Annotated in this window: 17 protein-coding genes; 11 read left to right on the forward strand and 6 right to left on the reverse strand. The window is 59.6% G+C overall.

Going from position 1 to position 19778, the window contains the following annotated elements; translation table 11 throughout:
- Positions 1 to 302 precede the first annotated feature (302 nt).
- The gene (locus JSS95_03515) at positions 303 to 728 is read right to left on the reverse strand and encodes a DoxX family protein (protein ID MBS1798873.1); all 426 of its coding nucleotides are present in this window, start codon (positions 726 to 728) and stop codon (positions 303 to 305) included.
- A gap of 40 nt (positions 729 to 768) precedes the next feature.
- The gene (locus JSS95_03520; protein ID MBS1798874.1) at positions 769 to 1623 is read right to left on the reverse strand and encodes an alpha/beta fold hydrolase; all 855 of its coding nucleotides are present in this window, start codon (positions 1621 to 1623) and stop codon (positions 769 to 771) included.
- 148 nt (positions 1624 to 1771) lie between these two features.
- Between JSS95_03520 and JSS95_03525 the strand changes: the two genes are divergently transcribed.
- From JSS95_03525 to carB, 4 genes are all read left to right on the forward strand, one after another.
- Complete coding sequence (locus JSS95_03525) at positions 1772 to 2098, forward strand: Rieske 2Fe-2S domain-containing protein (protein ID MBS1798875.1); 327 nt, start codon at positions 1772 to 1774, stop codon at positions 2096 to 2098.
- Positions 2099 to 2233: 135 nt separating this feature from the next.
- Complete coding sequence (carA, locus tag JSS95_03530; protein MBS1798876.1) at positions 2234 to 3367, forward strand: glutamine-hydrolyzing carbamoyl-phosphate synthase small subunit; 1134 nt, start codon at positions 2234 to 2236, stop codon at positions 3365 to 3367.
- Entirely contained in the window at positions 3364 to 4614 is a 1251-nt protein-coding gene (locus tag JSS95_03535; GenBank protein MBS1798877.1) for a hypothetical protein, read from the forward strand. Before carA ends, JSS95_03535 begins: the two co-directional genes overlap by 4 nt.
- Before the next feature lie 41 nt (positions 4615 to 4655).
- Positions 4656 to 7937, forward strand: a complete 3282-nt coding sequence (gene carB / locus JSS95_03540) for a carbamoyl-phosphate synthase large subunit (GenBank protein ID MBS1798878.1) — start codon at positions 4656 to 4658, stop codon at positions 7935 to 7937.
- Positions 7938 to 8057: 120 nt separating this feature from the next.
- Here carB and JSS95_03545 read toward each other — a convergent pair whose 3' ends face one another.
- A complete protein-coding gene (locus tag JSS95_03545) occupies positions 8058 to 8543 on the reverse strand; it encodes a hypothetical protein (GenBank protein ID MBS1798879.1) in 486 nt (161 codons plus the stop codon).
- A gap of 157 nt (positions 8544 to 8700) precedes the next feature.
- Here JSS95_03545 and JSS95_03550 point away from each other — a divergent pair, with 157 nt between their 5' ends.
- Positions 8701 to 9741, forward strand: coding sequence for a dihydrodipicolinate synthase family protein (locus JSS95_03550; GenBank protein MBS1798880.1), 1041 nt, complete (start codon positions 8701 to 8703; stop codon positions 9739 to 9741).
- Here JSS95_03550 and JSS95_03555 read toward each other — a convergent pair.
- Positions 9738 to 11822: a S9 family peptidase gene (locus tag JSS95_03555; GenBank protein MBS1798881.1), complete on the reverse strand. Its 2085-nt coding sequence runs from the start codon at positions 11820 to 11822 to the stop codon at positions 9738 to 9740. The two genes, JSS95_03550 and JSS95_03555, sit on opposite strands and share 4 nt — an antisense overlap.
- Before the next feature lie 137 nt (positions 11823 to 11959).
- On the opposite strand from JSS95_03555, the gene JSS95_03560 reads away from it, so the two are divergent.
- From JSS95_03560 to JSS95_03570, 3 genes are all read left to right on the forward strand, one after another.
- A complete protein-coding gene (locus JSS95_03560; protein ID MBS1798882.1) occupies positions 11960 to 12622 on the forward strand; it encodes a DUF4142 domain-containing protein in 663 nt (220 codons plus the stop codon).
- A gap of 100 nt (positions 12623 to 12722) precedes the next feature.
- The gene (locus JSS95_03565) at positions 12723 to 13514 is read left to right on the forward strand and encodes a TPM domain-containing protein (protein MBS1798883.1); all 792 of its coding nucleotides are present in this window, start codon (positions 12723 to 12725) and stop codon (positions 13512 to 13514) included.
- Positions 13515 to 13655: 141 nt separating this feature from the next.
- Positions 13656 to 14240 (forward strand): LemA family protein, encoded by a 585-nt coding sequence (locus tag JSS95_03570; GenBank protein MBS1798884.1) that lies wholly within the window; start codon positions 13656 to 13658, stop codon positions 14238 to 14240.
- Positions 14241 to 14322: 82 nt separating this feature from the next.
- Here the strand turns inward: JSS95_03570 and JSS95_03575 are convergent, their stop codons facing one another.
- Both JSS95_03575 and JSS95_03580 read right to left on the reverse strand, forming a co-directional pair.
- A complete protein-coding gene (locus JSS95_03575; protein ID MBS1798885.1) occupies positions 14323 to 14667 on the reverse strand; it encodes an STAS domain-containing protein in 345 nt (114 codons plus the stop codon).
- 15 nt (positions 14668 to 14682) lie between these two features.
- Positions 14683 to 15144 carry an ATP-binding protein gene (locus tag JSS95_03580; protein MBS1798886.1) on the reverse strand — a complete coding sequence of 154 codons (462 nt, stop codon included), beginning with the start codon at positions 15142 to 15144 and terminating at the stop codon, positions 14683 to 14685.
- 173 nt (positions 15145 to 15317) lie between these two features.
- On the opposite strand from JSS95_03580, the gene JSS95_03585 reads away from it, so the two are divergent.
- The 3 genes from JSS95_03585 to JSS95_03595 are packed head-to-tail and all read left to right on the forward strand — an operon-like array spanning position 15318 to position 19750.
- Positions 15318 to 17369, forward strand: coding sequence for a M13 family metallopeptidase (locus JSS95_03585; GenBank protein ID MBS1798887.1), 2052 nt, complete (start codon positions 15318 to 15320; stop codon positions 17367 to 17369).
- A gap of 22 nt (positions 17370 to 17391) precedes the next feature.
- Entirely contained in the window at positions 17392 to 18660 is a 1269-nt protein-coding gene (locus tag JSS95_03590) for a magnesium transporter (protein MBS1798888.1), read from the forward strand.
- 43 nt (positions 18661 to 18703) lie between these two features.
- Positions 18704 to 19750 (forward strand): glycosyltransferase, encoded by a 1047-nt coding sequence (locus JSS95_03595; GenBank protein ID MBS1798889.1) that lies wholly within the window; start codon positions 18704 to 18706, stop codon positions 19748 to 19750.
- Positions 19751 to 19778 lie beyond the last annotated feature (28 nt).

A 19778-nucleotide genomic window follows, 5' to 3' on the forward strand; every position in this document is an offset into this window, starting at 1 on the left:
GTATTTTTGCTCGCCGTCGCATGGGGCCTTGGTCGTCAAACAGCACTACACCGATACGAAAACCGCTATAAGTTTTAGGTTGCCCTGTGAATACATTTTTTAGGATATGAATCTTGGTTCAATTCAAAAAAATGGAAAATTCACACAACTTTTTGTGTCCCGTGGCGTCTTATTGGATGTAGCACACAAGCGCTGAGATCAGCAGTTTCCCACGGTTTCGGCTTCCTATATCCGCAAGGCAACTCCCCCACCAATATGAGGCCCCCAGATAACCGGGGGCCTTCTCTCCTTAAGGCTAAGTTTCAGCTCAGGCCGAACTTACGGTCGAGTGCACAGGCCCCGGTGCCGTAGAAGAACAGCATGGTGGCAAGGGCAAACAAGGCCAGGGCGTACTCCGATCCGTCATAGCCGTGGTGGCGGTCGACCATCACAATAGCGACAAGCATATTGGCGGCAACCAGGAAGGCCGCGAATCGGGTCAGCAGGCCGAGCAGCAGCAGGATACCGCCACCGAACTCCGCCAGTGCGGAGACCGCGCCCATCCAGTAGGGGAGCCCGAGCGATGCGACGAAGTGACCATGGCGCTCCAGCGCGGAGAAGAGGTTTCCGCCATGAAAGCCGCCTGGGGGAACCACCTTATGGTAGCCGTGGTACACCATAGCCACCCCGAGCACGAGGCGCATCACAAACGCTCCCCACGGTTGGAGATTGTTCAATGTCTTGGACATACAGTTTCCTTTTCTTGAGGTTACCCCTGAAAACGATCTCTCAGTGCTGGATTGTTCCGGCAGGTGCCGTCGAAGGAACAATGGCGGAGGCAGGCGCTGTGACGTATTGGTCGAGGAAGCGGGTCAGCGTCTCGTTGAACAGGGGGCCACTCGCCGCAGGAAGCGAGGTCGTCAGCTTTGGGGTCGCTGCCGTTGCATAGGCTGCAGGTTCAGGCTCCCTGTCGGAATAGATCAGCAGCTTGGGCGTCGTCAGCGTGGAAAGCGGTGTGGCGAGAGGGAACCGCTCGCGGAAGAGTAGCCCGGCAGGGACCAGCTTGGAACGGTAGTCCTGGCGCGCTGCATCGAGCAGGTCAGTGTAGGGGGCGTCGAGAATCAGTGCCGCTACATCCGGGTGGTCTGCCGCAAGCCGGGTCGCCAGTGAAGCCCCAACTCCCGTGCCGTAGAGCACAATCTGCTGCGGGAGAACCTGATGTGTGCCAGTTAGGTATCGCCAGGCGGAGGCTGCGTCCTCGGACATACGCTGCTGGTTTGGGTGAATCTCGCCGCTGTGGCCATAGCCGCGATAGTCAAACCAGAGCACACTCAATTGCAATTCCCGCAGCGCGTTTACGGTGGCTGAGGCATTCAGACGCGAGCCGTCGCCGCCGCCGAGGAAGAGCACGGTGATCTTTGAGTAGCGCAATCCCGGGTCGGCGCGTAGCAGCTCGCCTGTCAGTTGCGGACGGCCTGTCTCATCGGGGCCGAAGCGAACCATTCCCGCAGGAGCAGGTTTCGTCCTTGCCGAAGGATCGGGATGCAGGACGATCTGCCACTGGCCAATGCGATAGAGCAGACAGAGGCTGAGATAGCTACAGATGAAGGCGGCGACGGCGGCAGCGCCAACTGCTTTAAACAACCATCGTCCGCTCACCAGTTGTTGGGCCGGTGCGGGTGTTTGGGAAGATGGTCTTTTGCGCGGTGCGGACATCGAAGGAGGCTTCTACGAGAGTAGCACCCGCCCTCCAGGTTGGAGACGATACGATTGAGGGAGGAGGCGTTCGAGATTGGAGAAGTGGGTAAGGCTGTGCGGGCTGTCCGAGGCGCCATCGCCGGGCAATGTAATCGAGGTCGAGGTTGAGGGAGTAGCTCTCTGCGTTGCCAATGTGAAAGGCGAACTTTCAGCGATCGACAACATCTGCCCGCATCGCAACGGTCCGCTTGGTCAGGGATGGCTCGAGGGCGAGACCGTGGTCTGTCCGTGGCACTCGTGGATGTTTCACGCAAAGACCGGCGTCTCGGAGTATCCGGCGAATGAATGCGTTAAGGCGTTTCCCCTCAAGGTTGAGGGTGACGATGTGCTTGTGCGGATCGGCGAACGTCAAATCCTCTGAAAATCCGTGCATGTTTTATTGCTGATTCATCGTTCCATGCCGCACGCGAATAACAGATGCCAATTCGTGGCTGCGAGGTCGAAATGCGCGCTCATTGCTGATAGAATCTATTAAATCCACTCCCTCGGTGAGGAAATGCAGGCAATCCTGGCGCTCGAAGACGGGCGCATCTTTCGCGGCAAAAGTTTTGGCGCTCCAACGGAGTGCGTAGGCGAAGTGGTTTTCAATACATCCTTGACCGGCTATCAGGAGATCTTTACCGATCCCTCCTACGCTGGACAGATTGTCGTTCTGACCAATCCTCATATCGGCAACTACGGAACGACTCCGTCCGACGCCGAGTCTCGAAAGCCCTTTATTGAAGGCCTCGTGACCCGCGAGTTCTCTCCCGTAAGTTCGAGCTGGCGTTCCACTCAGGTCGCAGACGAATACCTGGAGCGCTATGGCGTTCCGGTCATCGCCGACGTCGACACGCGCGCCATCGTGCGGCACCTGCGTGCCAACGGCGTGATGCGCGGCGTGATCGCCAGCGGCGACAACCTCGACGTTGACGCGCTGGTTGCCAAGGCCCGGGCGATCCCGAAGATGGAGGGCACCGATCTCGCCAGCGTCGTCACCACGAAGGAGCCGTACAAGTGGGATGCGACGGAGCCGAAGAACCAGACTGGCGACCCGCTGCTGAAACCAACGGTTGAAGGTGACACGCTGCACGTCGTCGCATACGACTTCGGCATCAAGCAGAACATTTTGCGCATGCTGGCGCGCGAGAACATCGACGTCACTGTCGTCCCTGCAAGGACGCCAGCCGAAGAGGTGCTCGCAATGAATCCCGATGGCGTCTTCTTCTCGAACGGTCCTGGCGACCCTGAGCCGCTCGACTACGCGATTGAAAATGTCAAAAAGCTGCAAGGCAAGAAGCCGATCTTCGGAATCTGCCTCGGCCACCAGATCTTCGGTCTCGCGCTCGGCGGCAAGACCTACAAGCTGAAGTTTGGCCACCACGGCGGCAATCACCCGATCATGAACCACCAGACGGGCAAGGTCGAGATCACGGCACAGAACCACAACTTCAACGTCGACCCCGATTCGCTGCCTGAGAACGTCGAGAAGACGCACACCAACCTGAACGACCACACGCTCGCAGGTTTGAAGCATAAGGCCGACCCGATGTTCAGCGTGCAGTATCACCCCGAGGCCAGTCCCGGGCCGCACGACTCGCACTACCTCTTCAAGGACTTCCGCAAGATGATGGAGGAGTGGAAGAAATGAGTGTGGTGCCGTCGGCGAGTTTTGCTCAGGAATCTTCCGGGCAGCAGTGGTTGCCCGATTCCTTCTGGAAAATCGCAACGGCATCGGTGTTTTTTCTTGCATCCCTTAAAGGACTTCGCTTTCCCAATCGCTGGTCTGCAACGCAGGCCCAGGTCGATTATGCGTTTGGGTTCGTAAAACGCGGCTTTTTCGGTGCTTCGATAACGCACTGGCTTGGACTCAACCATTACGCGCGCTTCACGGTGTTTTCGTACCTGGTTTTGGCGGTCTTCTTTGCAATGCTTGTGCTTCTGATCAAGGGAAGCGGGATCGCTGCGCGTTGGGGCGATCTGGGAGTCGTCGCGCTCTTTGCGGGAAGCTACAGCGTGACCTATCTATTCAACACGGTCGGTTATCTCGAAATTTTTTCCGCCGTGCTGGTACTGTCCGTCTTGCAATTGGCGGACAGTCGCTTTCGCTTCGTCGGGTCTGTCGCCGTAACGATCATCGGTCTGTTGATTCACGAGGCCTTCTTGTTCATGCTGTTCCCGGCGCTCCTGCTGCCGTTTGTGTTGGAGTGGCTTCAGGAGCAGGACAGGGTGCGAAGGGTACGCCTTGCATCGTTCATAGGGGTTCTGATCCTGGTCGCAGCAGCTCTCGCGATAAAAATTGCTATTTCCCCGTCGATGAGCCAGGGTCAGGCCGCGCGTATGGCATCGTCCATCGTCGCGAAGAGCGATTTCACCCCGAGGTACGATTTTTTTGATGTGATGACGCGATCCGGACGTGACAACCTTCAGATCATGATCGGCTATTTTCACAGCTCCGGCTGGTGGGCTCGTCAGGCGTCAAGCATCGCTGTCTTCGGGCCGACATTTATTCTTCTATTGGCGGCTTCGCGCAGGATTTTACGCGCCGCGCTGCATCGTTATTGGAAGTACGGCTTTGCCGCAGTTTGTACCGTCTCGTGCGCTCCGTTACTCATGCACTTTGTCGGTTGGGATGTTGGCCGGTGGAATGGGGTCGCATGTCTTATGGCGTTCATCAGTCTTCTTACGGTGGCACGTTTTACGCAGGGCCGGCCGTTGCCGGTGTCTGGAAGGTGGCAAAGGGCCGTGTTGATTGCTTTGCTCTTCAGCATGTCGTCTGGAAGTTTGCTGATGTACGGGAAAGACGACAAGTTTTTCCCGGTCCTGGATAAATTCAGGGAAACGCTTTTAGGTCTCCAGGGCGGAGGCCTCATCCATATGGTGAACTCTGGAGATTGATCAGAGTCGCAAGGTACTTGGGTTGTAATCAGGAAATTAAGATGCCACGCAGAAATGACATCGCGAAGATACTTGTGATCGGCTCGGGCCCGATCGTGATTGGCCAGTCGGCGGAGTTCGACTACTCAGGCACGCAGGCGTGCAAGGCGCTCAAGGCGGAGGGCTACGAGGTTGTTCTTATCAACTCGAACCCGGCCTCCATCATGACCGATCCCGAGGTTGCCGACCGCACCTACATTGAGCCGTTGAGCGTTGCTTACCTTGAAGAGGTCATTCGCGTCGAAGCGGAAATGATGGCTCCTGGCAGCGGCATCTTCGCTGTGCTGCCTACGGTTGGCGGGCAGACCGCGCTCAATCTCGCCGTCGATCTCGCCGACTCCGGCTTTCTCGAAAAGCATCGTGTCGAGCTGATCGGCGCGAAGCTTGAGGCCATCAAGAAGGCGGAGGACCGCCTGCTTTTCAAGGATGCGATGAACAAGATCGGCCTCGATATGCCGAAGTCGCAGCTCTGCACCACGGTGAGCGCGGGCCTCGAGTTCGCCGCAAAGATCGGCTTCCCGGCCGTCATCCGTCCCAGCTTTACGCTCGGCGGCTCCGGCGGCGGCATCGCTTACAACCGCGAAGAGATGACAGAGATTCTCTCGCGCGGCCTCGATCTCAGCCCAGTGCACGAGTGCCTGATCGAAGAGAGCGTGCTCGGTTGGAAGGAGTATGAACTCGAAGTCGTCCGCGACCTGAACGACAACGTCATCATCATCTGCTCGATCGAGAACTTCGACCCGATGGGCGTTCATACCGGCGATTCCATCACGGTCGCTCCCGCGCAGACGCTCACCGACCGTGAGTACCAGGTGATGCGTAACGCCGCGATCAACGTCATTCGCGAGATCGGCGTCGAGACGGGCGGAAGCAACGTACAGTTCGCCGTCAACCCGATCACAGGACGCATGACCGTGATCGAGATGAACCCGCGCGTCTCGCGCTCGTCCGCTCTGGCATCGAAGGCGACGGGCTTCCCGATCGCGAAGATCGCGGCGCGCCTCGCCGTGGGCTACACGCTCGACGAGATCCAGAACGACATCACCAAGGCCACTCCTGCCTGCTTCGAGCCGACGATCGATTACGTCGTCGTCAAGATCCCGAAGTGGCAGTTCGAGAAGTTCCCAGGCGCCGACGAGACGCTGGGCCCGCAGATGAAGTCGGTCGGCGAGGTGATGGCCATCGGCCGCACCTTCAAGGAAGCCATGATGAAGGCCGTGCGATCGCTCGAGACCGGCAAGAAGGCCACCGCGGACGAGATCGAGCCGCGCCGCCTGACACAGCGCCTGGTCACTCCGCACCCCGAACGTCTCGCCTACATCCGCTATGCTTTCGAGCGCGGCATGACAGTGCGCGAGGTTGCGCGCATCACCACGATGGACCCCTGGTTCCTGCACCAGATTAAGCAGATCACGGACGAGATCAAGGCCATCGGCGGCACGGGCGTTGACACAGTGACATCTGAACAGTTGCGCACAGCCAAACGCATGGGCATCTCCGATGAGCGGCTTGCCGCTGTCTGGGGTTTGACTGGCGCCCAGGGCACGGCGAAGGTGCGCGCGTTGCGTAAGAAGCTCGGGGTGATGCCGGTCTTCAAGCTGGTCGACACCTGCGCGGCGGAGTTCGAGAGCCTGACGCCCTACCTCTATAGCTGCTACGACGAAGAGGACGAGGCGACTCCGACGGATCGCAAGAAGATCATCATCCTCGGCAGCGGGCCGAACCGCATCGGGCAGGGAATCGAGTTCGACTACTGCTGCTGCCATGCGGCATTTGCGCTGCGCGAAGACGGTTACGAGACGATCATGATCAACTGCAACCCGGAGACGGTCTCTACCGACTATGACACCTCCGACCGCCTCTACTTCGAGCCGCTTACGCTCGAGGACGTGCTCGCCGTCTACGAGCACGAGGCCTCGTCTGGCGCGGAGATCGGCATGATCGTGCAATTCGGTGGACAGACGCCGCTCAATCTCTCTCTGCCTCTGAAGAATGCAGGCGTCCCGGTCATCGGCACCTCACCCGAGTCGATCGACCTCGCCGAGGACCGCAAGCGCTTCGGCAAGCTGATCGAAGACCTCAAGATTCCGCAGCCGCAGGGTGCAATGGCGACCAGTGTCGAAGAAGCTGTAGCCGGTGCGAACCGCGTTGGCTACCCCGTGCTGGTGCGGCCCTCCTACGTGCTCGGCGGGCGCGCCATGGTCATCGCCTATGACGACGCCGAAGTCCTCAACTACATGACTACGGCGATCGAGTACTCGCAGGAGCGTCCTGTCCTGATCGACCACTTCCTCGAAGACGCGACCGAGGTCGATGTCGACGCGCTCTGCGATGGCGACGATGTGGTGATCGCGGGTATCATGCAGCACATCGAAGAGGCCGGTATCCACTCCGGCGACTCCTCCTGCGTGCTTCCCGCAGTCGATCTCAGCGCCGATGTGCTCGACACCATCCGCGACTACACGCGCAAGCTGGCTACAGCGCTCAGCGTGCGCGGACTCGTCAATATCCAGTTCGCCATTCAGCGCGGCAAAGTCTACGTCATTGAGGTCAACCCACGCGCCTCGCGCACGGTACCCTACGTCTCGAAGGCCACGGGGATTCCGCTGGCCAAGATCGCGTCGCGCATCATGGTGGGCCAGAAGCTCAAGACCCTCCTTCCTGCGCAGGTTGCATCCGGTAAGGACCTCGGCACCGGCTCGCACTTCTTCGTCAAATCGCCAGTCTTCCCCTGGGGCAAGTTTCAGGGCGTCGATCCGGTGCTCGGGCCGGAGATGCGTTCCACAGGCGAGGTCATGGGCGTCGCCGACAACTTCGGCGAGGCCTTCGCCAAAGCGCAGATCGCAGCAGGACAGACGCTGCCCACCAAGGGCAACGTCTTCCTCAGCGTCAACGACCATGACAAGGCAGGCGTCCCCGCGCTGGCGCGCCAGTTTGTCGAGATGGGCTTCCATCTCGTCGCCACGCACGGAACCGCAGCGGTGCTTGAAGAAGCAGGTCTGCAACCGGAGCGTGTCTACAAGGTGAAGGAAGGACGCCCCAACGTCGTCGACCTGATCAAGGGCGGACGCATTCAGTTGATCGTCAACACACCGCGAGGGCAGGACACGTTCTTCGACGAGAAGGCGATTCGCCGCGCGGCGGTGCAGGGAAGAATTCCGACGATCACTACACTCGCCGCTGCTCGCGCGGCCGCTGAGGGTATCTCAGCCTTACAGCGTGGAACATTGAATGTGATTGCCCTGCAGGAGCTTCACGCCAGCCGTGGCGAAGTTCTGGTCTAGGGAGCCTCCGATCGAGGGGCGGGATCTACGAGGATCGGTGCAGTCATGAGCGAGCTACTGAGATTGTTCGCTGCGCGAAGAATGACGACGGCTTGTCGGTCACAGGGATAGGAGATGGCTCTAGTCGTTGTTGAGGCCGAACTTCGCCCCGATGGCGTAGCCGATCATCGAAAGAGGGATCCATGTTCCGGCCACCAGGCCGTCACCTGCCATCAGGCCGCTGCCGTGTTCGATGTCGAAGAACGTGCGCCACAGCTTCTCCACCGCGCCGCAGTTTTCGCACAGGCCGTTGCCGGTCGGCAGGTCCAGGACCCACACGCACACAACAGCAAACACAACGATGCCGGATATCCAAACATAGCCGGCGATATCGTTTTGCTGGCGGCGCGCGACGATAAATCCGCCAATCATCGGAACCAGAAATGACAGTGCTGTAGCCAGCAGCTTCGGATTCAATGAATCCGGATCAGGGTGGTTCATCGTGATCACGACGATGACCAGCAGAAGAAACAGCAACGCAACGGCTGTGTGAAGAAGAAACCAGAAGGCCTCACGCCCAAGGTCTCCAACCGATTTTCCCTGCGAGATGTCCTGATACCCGTTCATGGTCTGTTAGAAGGTTACTCGAAAGCGGCCGCGCATTGGGAGGCGGTTGATTACGTCTTTCGTGTCATCCTGTTGCCTATCCAGTGACGGGCAGAGAGGCCGCGGAAGCTACGTCGTTTGAAAGCCACGACGTACGGGGACGCCTTAGAATAAAGGAATGCTTCTTGAAGGTTTGCATCTGCCCCTTGTCACGCCGTTTTATCCCGATGGCCGCCTGAACCTGCGCAAGATCGAGCACAACGTGGACCGTTACTCGCGGACCCCGGCGTCGGGAATCGTTGTGCTGAGCGGCGCAGGCGAGCCGGAGATGCTCTCCGACCAGGAGACGCGCGAGGCCCTCAGCGCGGCCATCTCTCTCGCAGCCGACAGCAAGGTGATGATTGCAGGTATCTCTCGCGCGAGCGTTCTGGGCACGCTCGACCTCGCGGACTACGCCTCCACTGGCGGTTACGATTGCGTTCTCGTACAGCGCCCCGCCAACCTCTCCGGCAAGCTACAGGAGACGCGCACCTTCCTCCAGTCCGTCGCCGACCGGTCGCCGCTTCCGGTGGTTCTTTACTCCACTCGCTCCGCAGAGCTCTCCGTCGAAGACGTCGCGGAGTTGGTCTTCCACCCGCAGATCATCGGCTTAATCGACGAAGACGCGACCATGGGCCGGATCGGCCAGCTTCGAGCGGCGACGTCTGCCGTGAGCCGCGAGGTGACCGTGACCACGGTCTTCAGCCCCGTCACGGGAAGGATGCTTGCGGTGAAGGAGTCTGCGGGCGCGGCAACCTTCGTCTCGGCTGAGACGCTGGGCGGAGGCGCAGCCGTGGCCACGGCACCGCCGAAACCTGCGATCAAGACCCGCAGCAAGCAGGTAGGCTTTCAGATCGTTGCAGCGTCTTCTGCCGCGATGCTCGAAGGCCTTCGCGCTGGAGCGGCTGGCGCGATGCCGTCGTTCGCCGCGTGTGCTCCCCAGGCAAGCTACGAGGTCTACGCCGCCTGGAAGGACGGCGATCAGCGCCTTGCGGACGAGAAACAGGCCCGCATCACTCCAGCTATCGAAGTCGTCGTGGAGGAACTCGGCATCCCGGGTATCCGCTACGCCTCCGATTTGACGGGATACTTCGGAGGCCGCCCGCGGCTGCCTCTGCTACCTCTCAGCGGAGAACAGCGGGAGCGTATTGAACGAGTGATGCAGGGCATCAGAAACTAGTCTTTCACCCCAAGCTCACGCAGCAGAAACGCATAGTCGAAGGCGATCTCCTTCAGGTAATCGTACCGGCCTGAGGCTCCGCCGTGTCCGGCGTCCATGTTGACGTGCAGCAGCAAAGGGGTGTCGTTCTTCTTGATGGCCCGCAGTTTGGCAACGTACTTCGCGGGCTCCCAGTACATCACCTGCGAGTCGTTCAGGCTGGTCTTCACGAGCATCGCCGGGTAGTCGCCCGGCTTCAGGTTGTCGTATGGCGAGTACGAGCGCATGTACGCGAACGCCTCAGGCTCGTTCGGGTTGCCCCACTCTTCGTACTCGGCCACCGTCAGCGGTAGCGTGGCGTCGAGCATCGTGTTCATCACGTCGACGAACGGCACATGCGAGAGCACCACGTGGAAGAGATCCGGGCGCTCATTCACGACAGCGCCCATCAGCAGCCCGCCCGCGCTTCCGCCCTCGATAGCGACGCGGTTCTTCGCTCCATAGCCATTGGCGGTAAGGTGCTCCACCACGGCGATGAAGTCGGTGAAGGTATTCCGTTTCACCATCATCTTTCCGGCGTCGTGCCACGTATCGCCGAGGTCGCCGCCGCCGCGAATGTGCGCGTAGGCGAGCACGACGCCTCGATCCAGAAGCGACAATCTGGATGCGCTGAAACCGACAGGCAACGGATAGCCATATGACCCATATCCATAGACATACATGGGGTTGCTCGCGTCATGCTTGAAGGAATCGCGGCGGTAAACAATCGAGATCGGTACCCTCACTCCGTCAGAGGCCGTGACCCAGAGACGCTCCGAGGCATAGCGGGACGAGTCGAACCCGCCGGGGACCTCCTGCTGTTTCAGCAGCGCCGAGGTTTCTGCCGCCACGTCGTAGTCGTAGATCGATGCAGGCGCAACCAGCGACTGGTAGCTGTAGCGGAACTTCGTTGTCTCGAACTCGCGATTGATATTTGAGGCGGCGGTATAGGTCGGCTCCGGGAAGCTGATCTTCTTCGCCTCGCCCAGGCTGCCGTCGGCGTTGAATGATGCGACGGCAAGCGCGGTCAGTCCGAGCTCGCGTTTGGACAGGACGCAGAAGTTCGCGAAGAGGTCGAAGTCCTCCAGCGGGACTTCCTTATCCTCGGCGACGAACTCCTTCCAATCTTCGCGGCCGCCGCCGTCGACGGGAACCGTGACGACGCGGAAGTTTTTGCCCGTGTCGTTTACGCGAATGTAGAAGAGGCCGTCGCGGTGATCGACGTAGTACTCCTGCTCGTCCAGACGGGGCGCGATGACGAGAAACACGCCTCCTGGCGTCTCAGACGGCAGATAGCTGCACTCGTTGGTCGTGTGACTGCCGGCCTCCATCAGCAGGTACTTGCCATCGCGGGTCTTGCCTACGCCCAGGTTGAAGCGCTCATCCTTCTCTTCGTAGATCAGGGCGTCGTCCGTGACCGCATCGCCCAGGCGGTGGCGAAAGAGCTTGTCCTGCCGCTTGGTGACCTCGTCCTCGGTGGTGTAGAACAACGTGTGCGAGTCGGCCGCCCAGGCAAACGATCCGACGCGTTCGGCGGAGTCAGGCAGATCAGCGCCTGTGCTCAGGTCGCGGACGTGCAGCGTGTACTGGCGAAACCCGGTGTTGTCGGTCGAATAGGCAAGCTTGTCTGCGTCCGGGCTGACGGTCATGCCGCCTACGGCCATGAAGGCCTGTCCTTCGGCCAGCTTGTTGACGTCCAGGATCACCTGCTCTGGCTGCCCGGCATCGTAGGCGCCGTTGACGGATCTACGACGGCAGTGGATGGGGTACTGGCTGCCCTCGACCGTGCGGGTGTAGTAGAACCAGTCCCCGTAGCGGAAGGGGACCGACTCGTCGGTCTCCTTGATGTGCGACAGCATCTCGGCGTAGAGCTTTGTCTGGAACTCCTCTGTTGGCTTCATCACGGCCGCTGTGTAGGCGTTTTCGGCCTCAAGATATGCGGTTACTTCAGGCGATCCTTTGTCGCGCATCCAGCGGTAATCGTCTTCCAGTGTCTGCCCGTGCAGGGTTGTCGGCGTGGGTTCCCGGCGTGCAACCGGAGGCAGGATGTTACTTTCGGTCATTGTCAAAGCTCCAGATGACAGGATACAGTGCAGTCCGCCGAGCTTCTGGGGTGGCTCTGCGATGTGCAACCAAATCCGGGTGCAGGGCCACAAAACAATATGGGTGGATTTCTGCCTAGGGCCAAAGGAGAACGAAAATGAGAGTCAGCACAAATCACTTGCTCGTCATTGCAGTGGGGGTTCTACTCGTTCCACAGCAGCCGCTGTTTGCGCAGGATCCCATGGGGACTCCGGCATCGCAGACGCAGGCCAATCAGCCTGGTCGCGTACCGTCCTCTACGACATCTATGCAGGACTCCTCAGGCGCTCCCGGCGACACTGCCCAGGAGATGAAGGATAAGATATTCCTTCGCAAAGTCACGGAAAATGGCCTGGCGCAGGTCCAGTTGGGCAAGCTGGCATCCGAGAAGGCATCCTCACAGGATGTGAAGGACTATGGCCAGAAGATGGCTGACGACCACGCGAAGCTGAATACCTCCATGGCCACAATTGCCGATTCCATCGGAATGCGACTACCTAAGAGTCTCAACAAGGCTGACCAGGCGCAGTACGCGAAGCTGAGCGCACTCTCGGGCGAGGCCTTCGACAAGGAATACCTGACCTGCATGATCCGGGGCCACCATGAGGACATGCGCGAGTTTCGCATCGAATCCCAGACCACAACCGACCCGGATCTGAAGGCCGAGGTTGATAAGGCGCAGAAGGTAATCCATGAACACCTGGCGCTTGCCAGGAAACTGGCAGCCGATAACGGTGTGCAGCTGCCGGTGAGCAAATCGTCGGCAACAAAGTCGAACTAATGTAAGACGGCGAATGAGTTGTGCACTATCACCTCTTGTAGACCGTCGGCCAGGGTCATTCGCGTTTCTACAACCCGATGCAGCGTAGAATGATCGGACGATGAACCGTATTGCCCGATGGCTGGGGATTGTCCTTCTGCTGCTTGTGCCGGTGGCGCCGCTCGTGGGCGAATCGGTCAAGTCTCTTCCCGCGCCTACCGGATACGTGAGCGACTTTGCCGGAGTGTTGTCGGCCACGACAAGGCAGAATCTTGAATCGCTCTGCACCCAGGTGGATCGGCAGGCGCATGCGCAGATTGCGGTCGTCACCATCAACTCACTTGATAATGACCAGACCATTGAAGAGTTTGCCACCGAGCTTGAAGACAAGTGGGGAGTGGGGAACAAGGACGACCGTGGCGTCCTGATGGTCCTGGTAATGAAGCCCCGCAAGGGGCGCATCGAGGTTGGCTACGGGCTTGAAGGCATTCTGAACGACGCCAGGGTCGGCGACATAGGCCGCTCCATGGTTCCCGCCATCAACCAGGGAGACTACGATACGGCGGTTCCCCAGGGTGTGCGGCAGATCGCCGGCATTATTGCGCAGGACGCCGGGGTGACGCTCTCTGCCGCGGGCCACACCTACCGCCGCCAGCGCGTCTCCGATGAACAGCCCATTCATCTTTCCTTTACGCAACTGCTGATTGGCGGCGGCGCAATTCTGCTGCTCCTGTTCTTCCTCGCCAAGACCGGCAATATGGGCCTGATCTTCTTCCTGCTCGGCAACCTGATGGGCGGCGGCTACCGTGGCGGCCGCGACCGCGACGACGGCTGGGGTGGAGGCGGCGGGGGAGATGGCGGCTTCGGAGGTTTTGGCGGCGGCCGTTCAGGCGGCGGCGGGGCGAACTTCTAGCATCTATCGCAAGAAGGTACAGGGCCGCGAAACACAGGGTTGATCGAAGGGGAGGAGCCTCCGGCGGGATGGTAAAGTACAGCCGGTAGACCTTCTAACGAATTGAATGAAACTTTAGACGAAGGGAAGACTCGAAAGAACATGAAACCTTTATGGATCGTGCTGGGTGTCGTCGGCCTCATCATCCTGCTGCTGCTTTTTGCAGGCGGCAGCTACGTCAGCACCAGGAACACACTGGTCGAAAAGAACGAGGCCATCAACCAGGCTTTCTCGCAGGTTAACGTCGTTCAGCAGCGAAGGCTGGACCTGATACCGAACCTTGTGGCCTCGGTCAAAGGCTATGTCGCTGAAGAATCTACCGTGTTGACCAACATCGCCAATGCCCGCGCAGGAGTGCTGGCGGCAGGCACCGACCACGCCGCTAACATTGATGCCAATCGTAAGCTCGATGTCGCGCTGGGGCCGTTTTTCCGCCTGCAGGAACAGTATCCCAACCTGAGGAGCAACGAGCAGTTCATGCGCCTGAACGATGAGTTGGCTGGAACGGAAAACCGTATTGCCGTTGAGCGCCAGCGATACAACAAGGTGCTTGAGGATTACAATGTCTACGTTCGGCAGTTCCCCAACAGTATCTGGGCCGGTATGGCAGGCTTCCACTACCGTGACGAGTACTTCAAGGGGAACCCCGAGAACAATGTCGCGCCCAAGGTCGACTTCTCAAAATAATGTAGAAGCCGAATGCACCTTGGCACGAAGAAAGGCCGTCGCAGTTCAAGCGACGGCCCTTCTTTTGTCTTGAAGCAGGCGTCTATTTGAATGAGGAGATTGCCGAAGCCTCGTCGTCCTTGATGTCGAAGACGGTGTACAGCTTGGTGATCTGCAACAGGTCCTGGACCTTCTTGGTCAGGTTCAGCAGCTTCAACTCGCCGCCGGCGTTCTTCACCGTGGTGAACGCGCTCACCAGTTCGCCGATACCCGAGCTGTCAATGTAGCTGATGTCTCCCAGGTTGAGCAGGATCTTGCTTTGACCCTTGGCAAGCAGGTCGCGGACTGCGTCGCGAATTGTGACGCTGCCTTCGCCGAGCGTAATGCGGCCGCTGAGGTCGAGAATGGTGACGCCGTCCACTTGGCGGGTAGATACTTTCATGCTCATGATTGCTTCTTCTCCTTAGGTCCCCGACTGCGCGGGTGTGCGGTGCTTAATCAATGTCAGCTCGGTGCCAGGGTGTAGCTGCCGAAAGTTTACCTCATCCATAAAGGCCCGTATCAGAAAGATGCCTCTGCCGGAGCCGCGCAGGATGTTTTCCGGGGCCAGCGGGTCAGGCAGGGTGCTTGGGTCCAGTCCCGGTCCCTGGTCGGTGATGCGGATCACCAGGTCGTCCGCCGTTGTCTCGAACGAGGCGGTGATGTGTTTGTTCACGTCATACGCGTTGCCGTGCAGAACGGCGTTCACGGCCGCCTCCCGCACCGCCATGGCTATGTGGGGAATGGTGTCTTCGTCGAACCCTGCGCGCTGCGCGTACTGCTCCGCCGTCTGTTCGATCTTGTTGACACTGTCCAGGGTGGAATCGAGTGTAAAACTGGCGCGCGGCTTGTCGGTGGTATCGGCCAAGGCTGTCCTTGCAATCATCGAGTGCCCGCCGTCCACAGCAGACAACGGCAATGATGGCAGTGTGCTTGTGCTCGTCGCGAATGTCAAGGTTTGCCCCTCTCGAACGTCGATGTCACGCTTGGTTGAATACCGGTCACATAACCCCCGCGTTGACGGCGCGGTGGGCTAATATGCCTTCACGAGGAATCTACATGAAGAACTGCCTGGCGTGCATCGCTGCGTCTATTTTTCTTGCTGTAACAGCTTTTGGCCAGAAGCCTGCGCCAGCGCCTCAGCCGCTGGAAGCGATGCCCTATTCTCCATCGCTCGATCTTACATCGCTCGACCGCTCCGTCGACCCATGCAACGACTTCTACAAGTTCTCCTGCGGCGGATGGATGAAGAACAATCCCATCCCCTCCGACCAGCCCCGCTGGGATGTCTACTCGAAGCTCGCCAACGACAATATGCAGTTTCTCTGGGGCATCCTCGAGGCCGACGCCAGGGCCTCCAACCGCACCGCTACCCAGCAGAAGGTCGGCGATTACTTCGCCGCCTGCATGGACACCGCCGCCATCGATAAGCTCGGGGCCGAGTCGATCGAGCCCACCCTTGCGGCCATCGATAAGCTGGCGGACCGCAAGTCGCTGATCGCCTATCTTGGCCCGCTCAACCGCAGCACGCGCGGCAGCTTCTTCTTCAACTCCGGATCAACGCAGGATCCCGGCGACTCCAACTCCGTTATAGCCGAGATCGCTGCTGGCGGTCTTGGCCTCCCTGACCGCGACTACTACTTGAAGACCGATGCGAAGAGCGAAGAGACCCGCAAAGCCTATATCGCCTACGTCGAGAAGATTCTTACGCTCGTAGGCGAACCGGCAGCAGCGGCCCAGAGAGATGCAGCGGCCATCATGCGCATCGAGACCGGTCTGGCGAAGGCATCGCTCACTCGCGTCGAGCGTCGCGACCCCTACAAGCAGTACCACAAGATGACCGTCGCCCAGCTCGCGGAGCAGAGTCCTGCAATCAACTGGCCCGACTACCTGCGCGCGCAGGGAGTCGCCAACGTCGCCACGCTCAATCTCGCTCAGCCCGCCTTCCAGAAAGCCGTCGACCACGCCCTCACGACTGAACCTCTCGACGACTTGAAGGCGTACCTGCGCTTCCATGCTCTTACTGCGGCGGCTACGTCGCTCTCGTCTCCTTTTGAAGATGCGTCGTTCGACTTCTACAGCCGCTACCTGCGCGGCACGCAGCAGAAGCCTCCCCGATGGAAGACCTGCGTCCGGCAGGTCGATCGCTCGCTCGGCGAAGCCCTCGGGCAGGAGTTCGTCGCACGGACTTTCTCCCCTGCAACCAAGCAGAAGACCGTTCTGATGACCGACCAGATCGAACAGGCCATGCAGACTGAGATCGAACATCTGGACTGGATGAGCCCCGCCACCAAGCAGGAGGCGCTCCGCAAGCTGCACGCCGTCCGCAACAAGATCGGTTATCCCGACAAGTGGCGCGACTACTCGAAGCTCGACATCAAGGCAGGCGACTTCTTTGGTAACTCAGTTCGTGCCGCCGACTTTGAGGCGGCGCGCGACTGGGCCAAGGTCGGTAAGCCTGTCGATCGCAACGAGTGGGACATGACTCCGCCCACCGTCAACGCCTACTACAACCCGCAGATGAACGACATAAACTTTCCGGCTGGCGTGCTTCAGTCGCCGCTCTACGATTCGAAGTCCGACGACGCACCCAACTACGGCGACACCGGCTCGACCATCGGCCACGAACTCACCCACGGCTTCGACGACGAAGGCCGCCAGTTCGACGCGCAGGGCAATCTCAAAGACTGGTGGACGAAGGAAGACGCCAAGGGGTTTGAGGACCGCATCAACTGCCTCCGCGATCAGTTCGCGACGTACGTCGTCGTCGACGACATTCACATCAACTCCAAACTGACCAGCGGCGAAGACGTCGCCGACCTGGGCGGGACCCTGATCGCCTACATGGCATGGAAGAAGGCCACCGAGAACCAGCGCCTGTCTCCCATCGACGGCTTTACGCCCGATCAGCGCTTCTTCATCGGCTTTGCCCAGTGGGCCTGCGAGAACACCCGCGAAGCCAACAGCCGGCTCCAGGCAGCAACCGATCCTCACTCGCCAGCCTTTGCGCGCATCAATGGCATCGTCACCAACCTGCCGGAGTTTGCCGCCGCCTTCAAGTGCAAGGTTGGTCAACCCATGGTGAAGGCGAAAGTCTGTAAAGTCTGGTAATCTCGCGCGAGCGGGACCAGAGATGAGCAAAACCGGCAACCTCAAAACGACGACTGTCTCAGCGCTGGTCGGCGCTCCCGTTCGCGATGCAGCGGGTAGCCTGCTGGGGCGTGTCCGCGAGTTTGCCGTAGTGCCTTCCGAGGACTCGGGCCGCGTCCTCGGCCTTATCCTCAGGCTCTCCCGCTCAACGTCGAAAGAGCAGGGAAGCATGGCGCCGATCGAATCGGTCGAGTTCGTCGACGACGGCCTCCGTCTTCTTCCAGGAGCAACCCTGAAGCCGCCGCCAGAGGACAGCTCGCTCGTCCTTCTGGAACGCGATCTGCTTGACCAGCAGATCATCGACGTCAACGGACATAAAGTTGTCCGCGTGAACGACGTCAATCTTCAGTGGGAAGAGTCTTCGGATACGGCAAAGCTGACCCTGCGAATCGCAGAGGTGGAGGTCGGCTTGAGGGGCGCCGTTCGCCGCATTCTCAAAGGCTTCCCATCTTCTGCCGTCGACCGGATAGCCGCGCGCACCAGGGCCAGCGTCATCCCGTGGGACTTCGTCGATCTGATCGACCCAGCCCGCCGTGTTCGCCTGAAGGTTGGCCAGGACCACCTCGCGCAGATGCACCCCTCCGACCTCGCCGATATTCTCGAAGACCTTGCACCGCCGGAGCGTCAGGCCCTCTTTGAAAGTCTGGACGAAGAGATCGCTGCCGAGACCCTGGAAGAGGTTGAGCCGAAGCTGCAAAAATCGCTGATCCAGGCGCTCGATTCGGAGCACGTGGCAGGCATCGTCGAGGAGATGGACCCTGGCGCCGCCGCCGACCTTCTCGCCGAGCTTTCCGACGAGAAGTCCGAGGCCATCCTCGAGGAGATGGACCCGGAGGAGCGCCAGGAGGTTGAGGAACTGCTGGAGTTTTCGCAGGACTCCGCCGCCGGCCGCATGACGACCGAGTACATCGCTCTGTCGACGGAGTCCCGCGTAGCCGACGTTCATGCCGCGTTGCTCTCCTTTGAGGGCGACATCGAGATGATCACCGATATCTACCTGGTCGGCGAAGAGGGCCATCTCAGCGGTCTCATCCCCATTGTGCGGATACTGCTTGCCGGAACTGAAACTCCACTGGCCGATCTCCCCCGTGGCCATCTGGTCACCTGCCACGTCGATACGGCTGGCCGCAAGGTTGCTGAACTCTTCGACAAGTACAACCTCCGCTCGCTTCCCGTCATCGACGCGGAAAAGAAGCTGATCGGAGTCGTCCACGCGGAACAGGTGATTGCGCTGCTACGCGCGGCCAATTGATGCCTTCCTGTTCCAGCAGCTCTCATCGGATAATCGAAGAGGAATGAAGATCCTCTACGCAGCGGGCCTCTCCCCGAACGACTCGTCGCTCTATCGCTTATGGGCGTTGGAGCGGCTTGGCCACAAGGTCGTGGCGTTCAATTTCTTTCCGTATGAATCGTCGAACAAGCTTGTTCGAAAGATTGTCCATCGAATCGCAATGGGGCCGCAGGTCGATCGCTTCAATCTCGACCTGATCGCCGCCGCAGAGCGTGAGCGCCCCGATGTGCTTTGGGCCGATAAACTGCTTTGGATGCGTCCGCGTACTCTGGACCGCCTGCGCGAACTAGGCATCGTTACGGTCAGCTACATGATCGACAATCCCTTCGGTTCGCGCCAGGACCCCGGATGGCGACTCTACATGAAAGGCATTCCGCACTACGATCTCCATGTCGTACAGCGCGACAAGAACATTCAGGACTACATGGCCCGTGGCGCCCGCGACGTGATTAAAATTCAAACCGCCTACGAGCCCACCATTCATTTTCCGCCGACTGAGGACTGGTCTGACAAGGACCGTAACCGCGAGGTTTCCTTTATCGGAACACCGTATGATGATCGAGCTGAGACGCTCACGCGGCTCTCATCTGAATTTGGGACAGTGATTTCGGGTGGCCGGCATGTCTGGCAACGCGCTCTCTCGCCAGATGCCTTTAAGGCACTCTATCGTGAAGGCGAACTCTTTCTAGAGCAGTACCGTGAGGCCATCTGGCGCTCCAAAATCAATCTCAGCTTCATTACCCACTCCAATCAGGACGAGTTCGTCCATAAGAGCTTCGAGATAGCAGGCTGTGGCGGCTTCCTGCTCGCCGAGCGCTCCCCCGGTCATATGGCTCGCTTCAAAGAGGACGAGGAGGCAGTCTTCTTCACCGGGTATGAAGAGTTGGCGCTGAAGATTCGCCGCTACCTGCCCGACGAAGCAGCCCGCACACGGATCGCTGCTGCTGGACACGCTCGCGGACAGCGCGACGGTTACCACAACGACCGCCAGGTAAGCCTCATCATCCTGCGCGCAGAATCCATCCTTCACAAGCGCAACGCAAACAAGTAAAACGCAAAAGCACGTTATTCTGGAGCGG

Source organism: Acidobacteriota bacterium, from assembly GCA_018268895.1.
Classification (GTDB): Bacteria; Acidobacteriota; Terriglobia; order Terriglobales; family Acidobacteriaceae; genus Edaphobacter.

Coding starts and splice junctions, on each gene's coding strand:
- JSS95_03555 (MBS1798881.1), bottom strand. CDS start 11,822: ATGACCGAAAGTAACATCCTGCCTCCGGTTGCACGCCGGGAACCCACG.
- JSS95_03570 (MBS1798884.1), top strand. CDS start 13,656: ATGAAACCTTTATGGATCGTGCTGGGTGTCGTCGGCCTCATCATCCTG.
- carB (MBS1798878.1), top strand. CDS start 4,656: ATGCCACGCAGAAATGACATCGCGAAGATACTTGTGATCGGCTCGGGC.
- JSS95_03575 (MBS1798885.1), bottom strand. CDS start 14,667: ATGAGCATGAAAGTATCTACCCGCCAAGTGGACGGCGTCACCATTCTC.
- JSS95_03560 (MBS1798882.1), top strand. CDS start 11,960: ATGAGAGTCAGCACAAATCACTTGCTCGTCATTGCAGTGGGGGTTCTA.
- JSS95_03545 (MBS1798879.1), bottom strand. CDS start 8,543: ATGAACGGGTATCAGGACATCTCGCAGGGAAAATCGGTTGGAGACCTT.
- JSS95_03580 (MBS1798886.1), bottom strand. CDS start 15,144: ATGATTGCAAGGACAGCCTTGGCCGATACCACCGACAAGCCGCGCGCC.
- JSS95_03585 (MBS1798887.1), top strand. CDS start 15,318: ATGAAGAACTGCCTGGCGTGCATCGCTGCGTCTATTTTTCTTGCTGTA.
- JSS95_03590 (MBS1798888.1), top strand. CDS start 17,392: ATGAGCAAAACCGGCAACCTCAAAACGACGACTGTCTCAGCGCTGGTC.
- JSS95_03550 (MBS1798880.1), top strand. CDS start 8,701: ATGCTTCTTGAAGGTTTGCATCTGCCCCTTGTCACGCCGTTTTATCCC.
- JSS95_03565 (MBS1798883.1), top strand. CDS start 12,723: ATGAACCGTATTGCCCGATGGCTGGGGATTGTCCTTCTGCTGCTTGTG.
- carA (MBS1798876.1), top strand. CDS start 2,234: ATGCAGGCAATCCTGGCGCTCGAAGACGGGCGCATCTTTCGCGGCAAA.
- JSS95_03535 (MBS1798877.1), top strand. CDS start 3,364: ATGAGTGTGGTGCCGTCGGCGAGTTTTGCTCAGGAATCTTCCGGGCAG.
- JSS95_03515 (MBS1798873.1), bottom strand. CDS start 728: ATGTCCAAGACATTGAACAATCTCCAACCGTGGGGAGCGTTTGTGATG.
- JSS95_03595 (MBS1798889.1), top strand. CDS start 18,704: ATGAAGATCCTCTACGCAGCGGGCCTCTCCCCGAACGACTCGTCGCTC.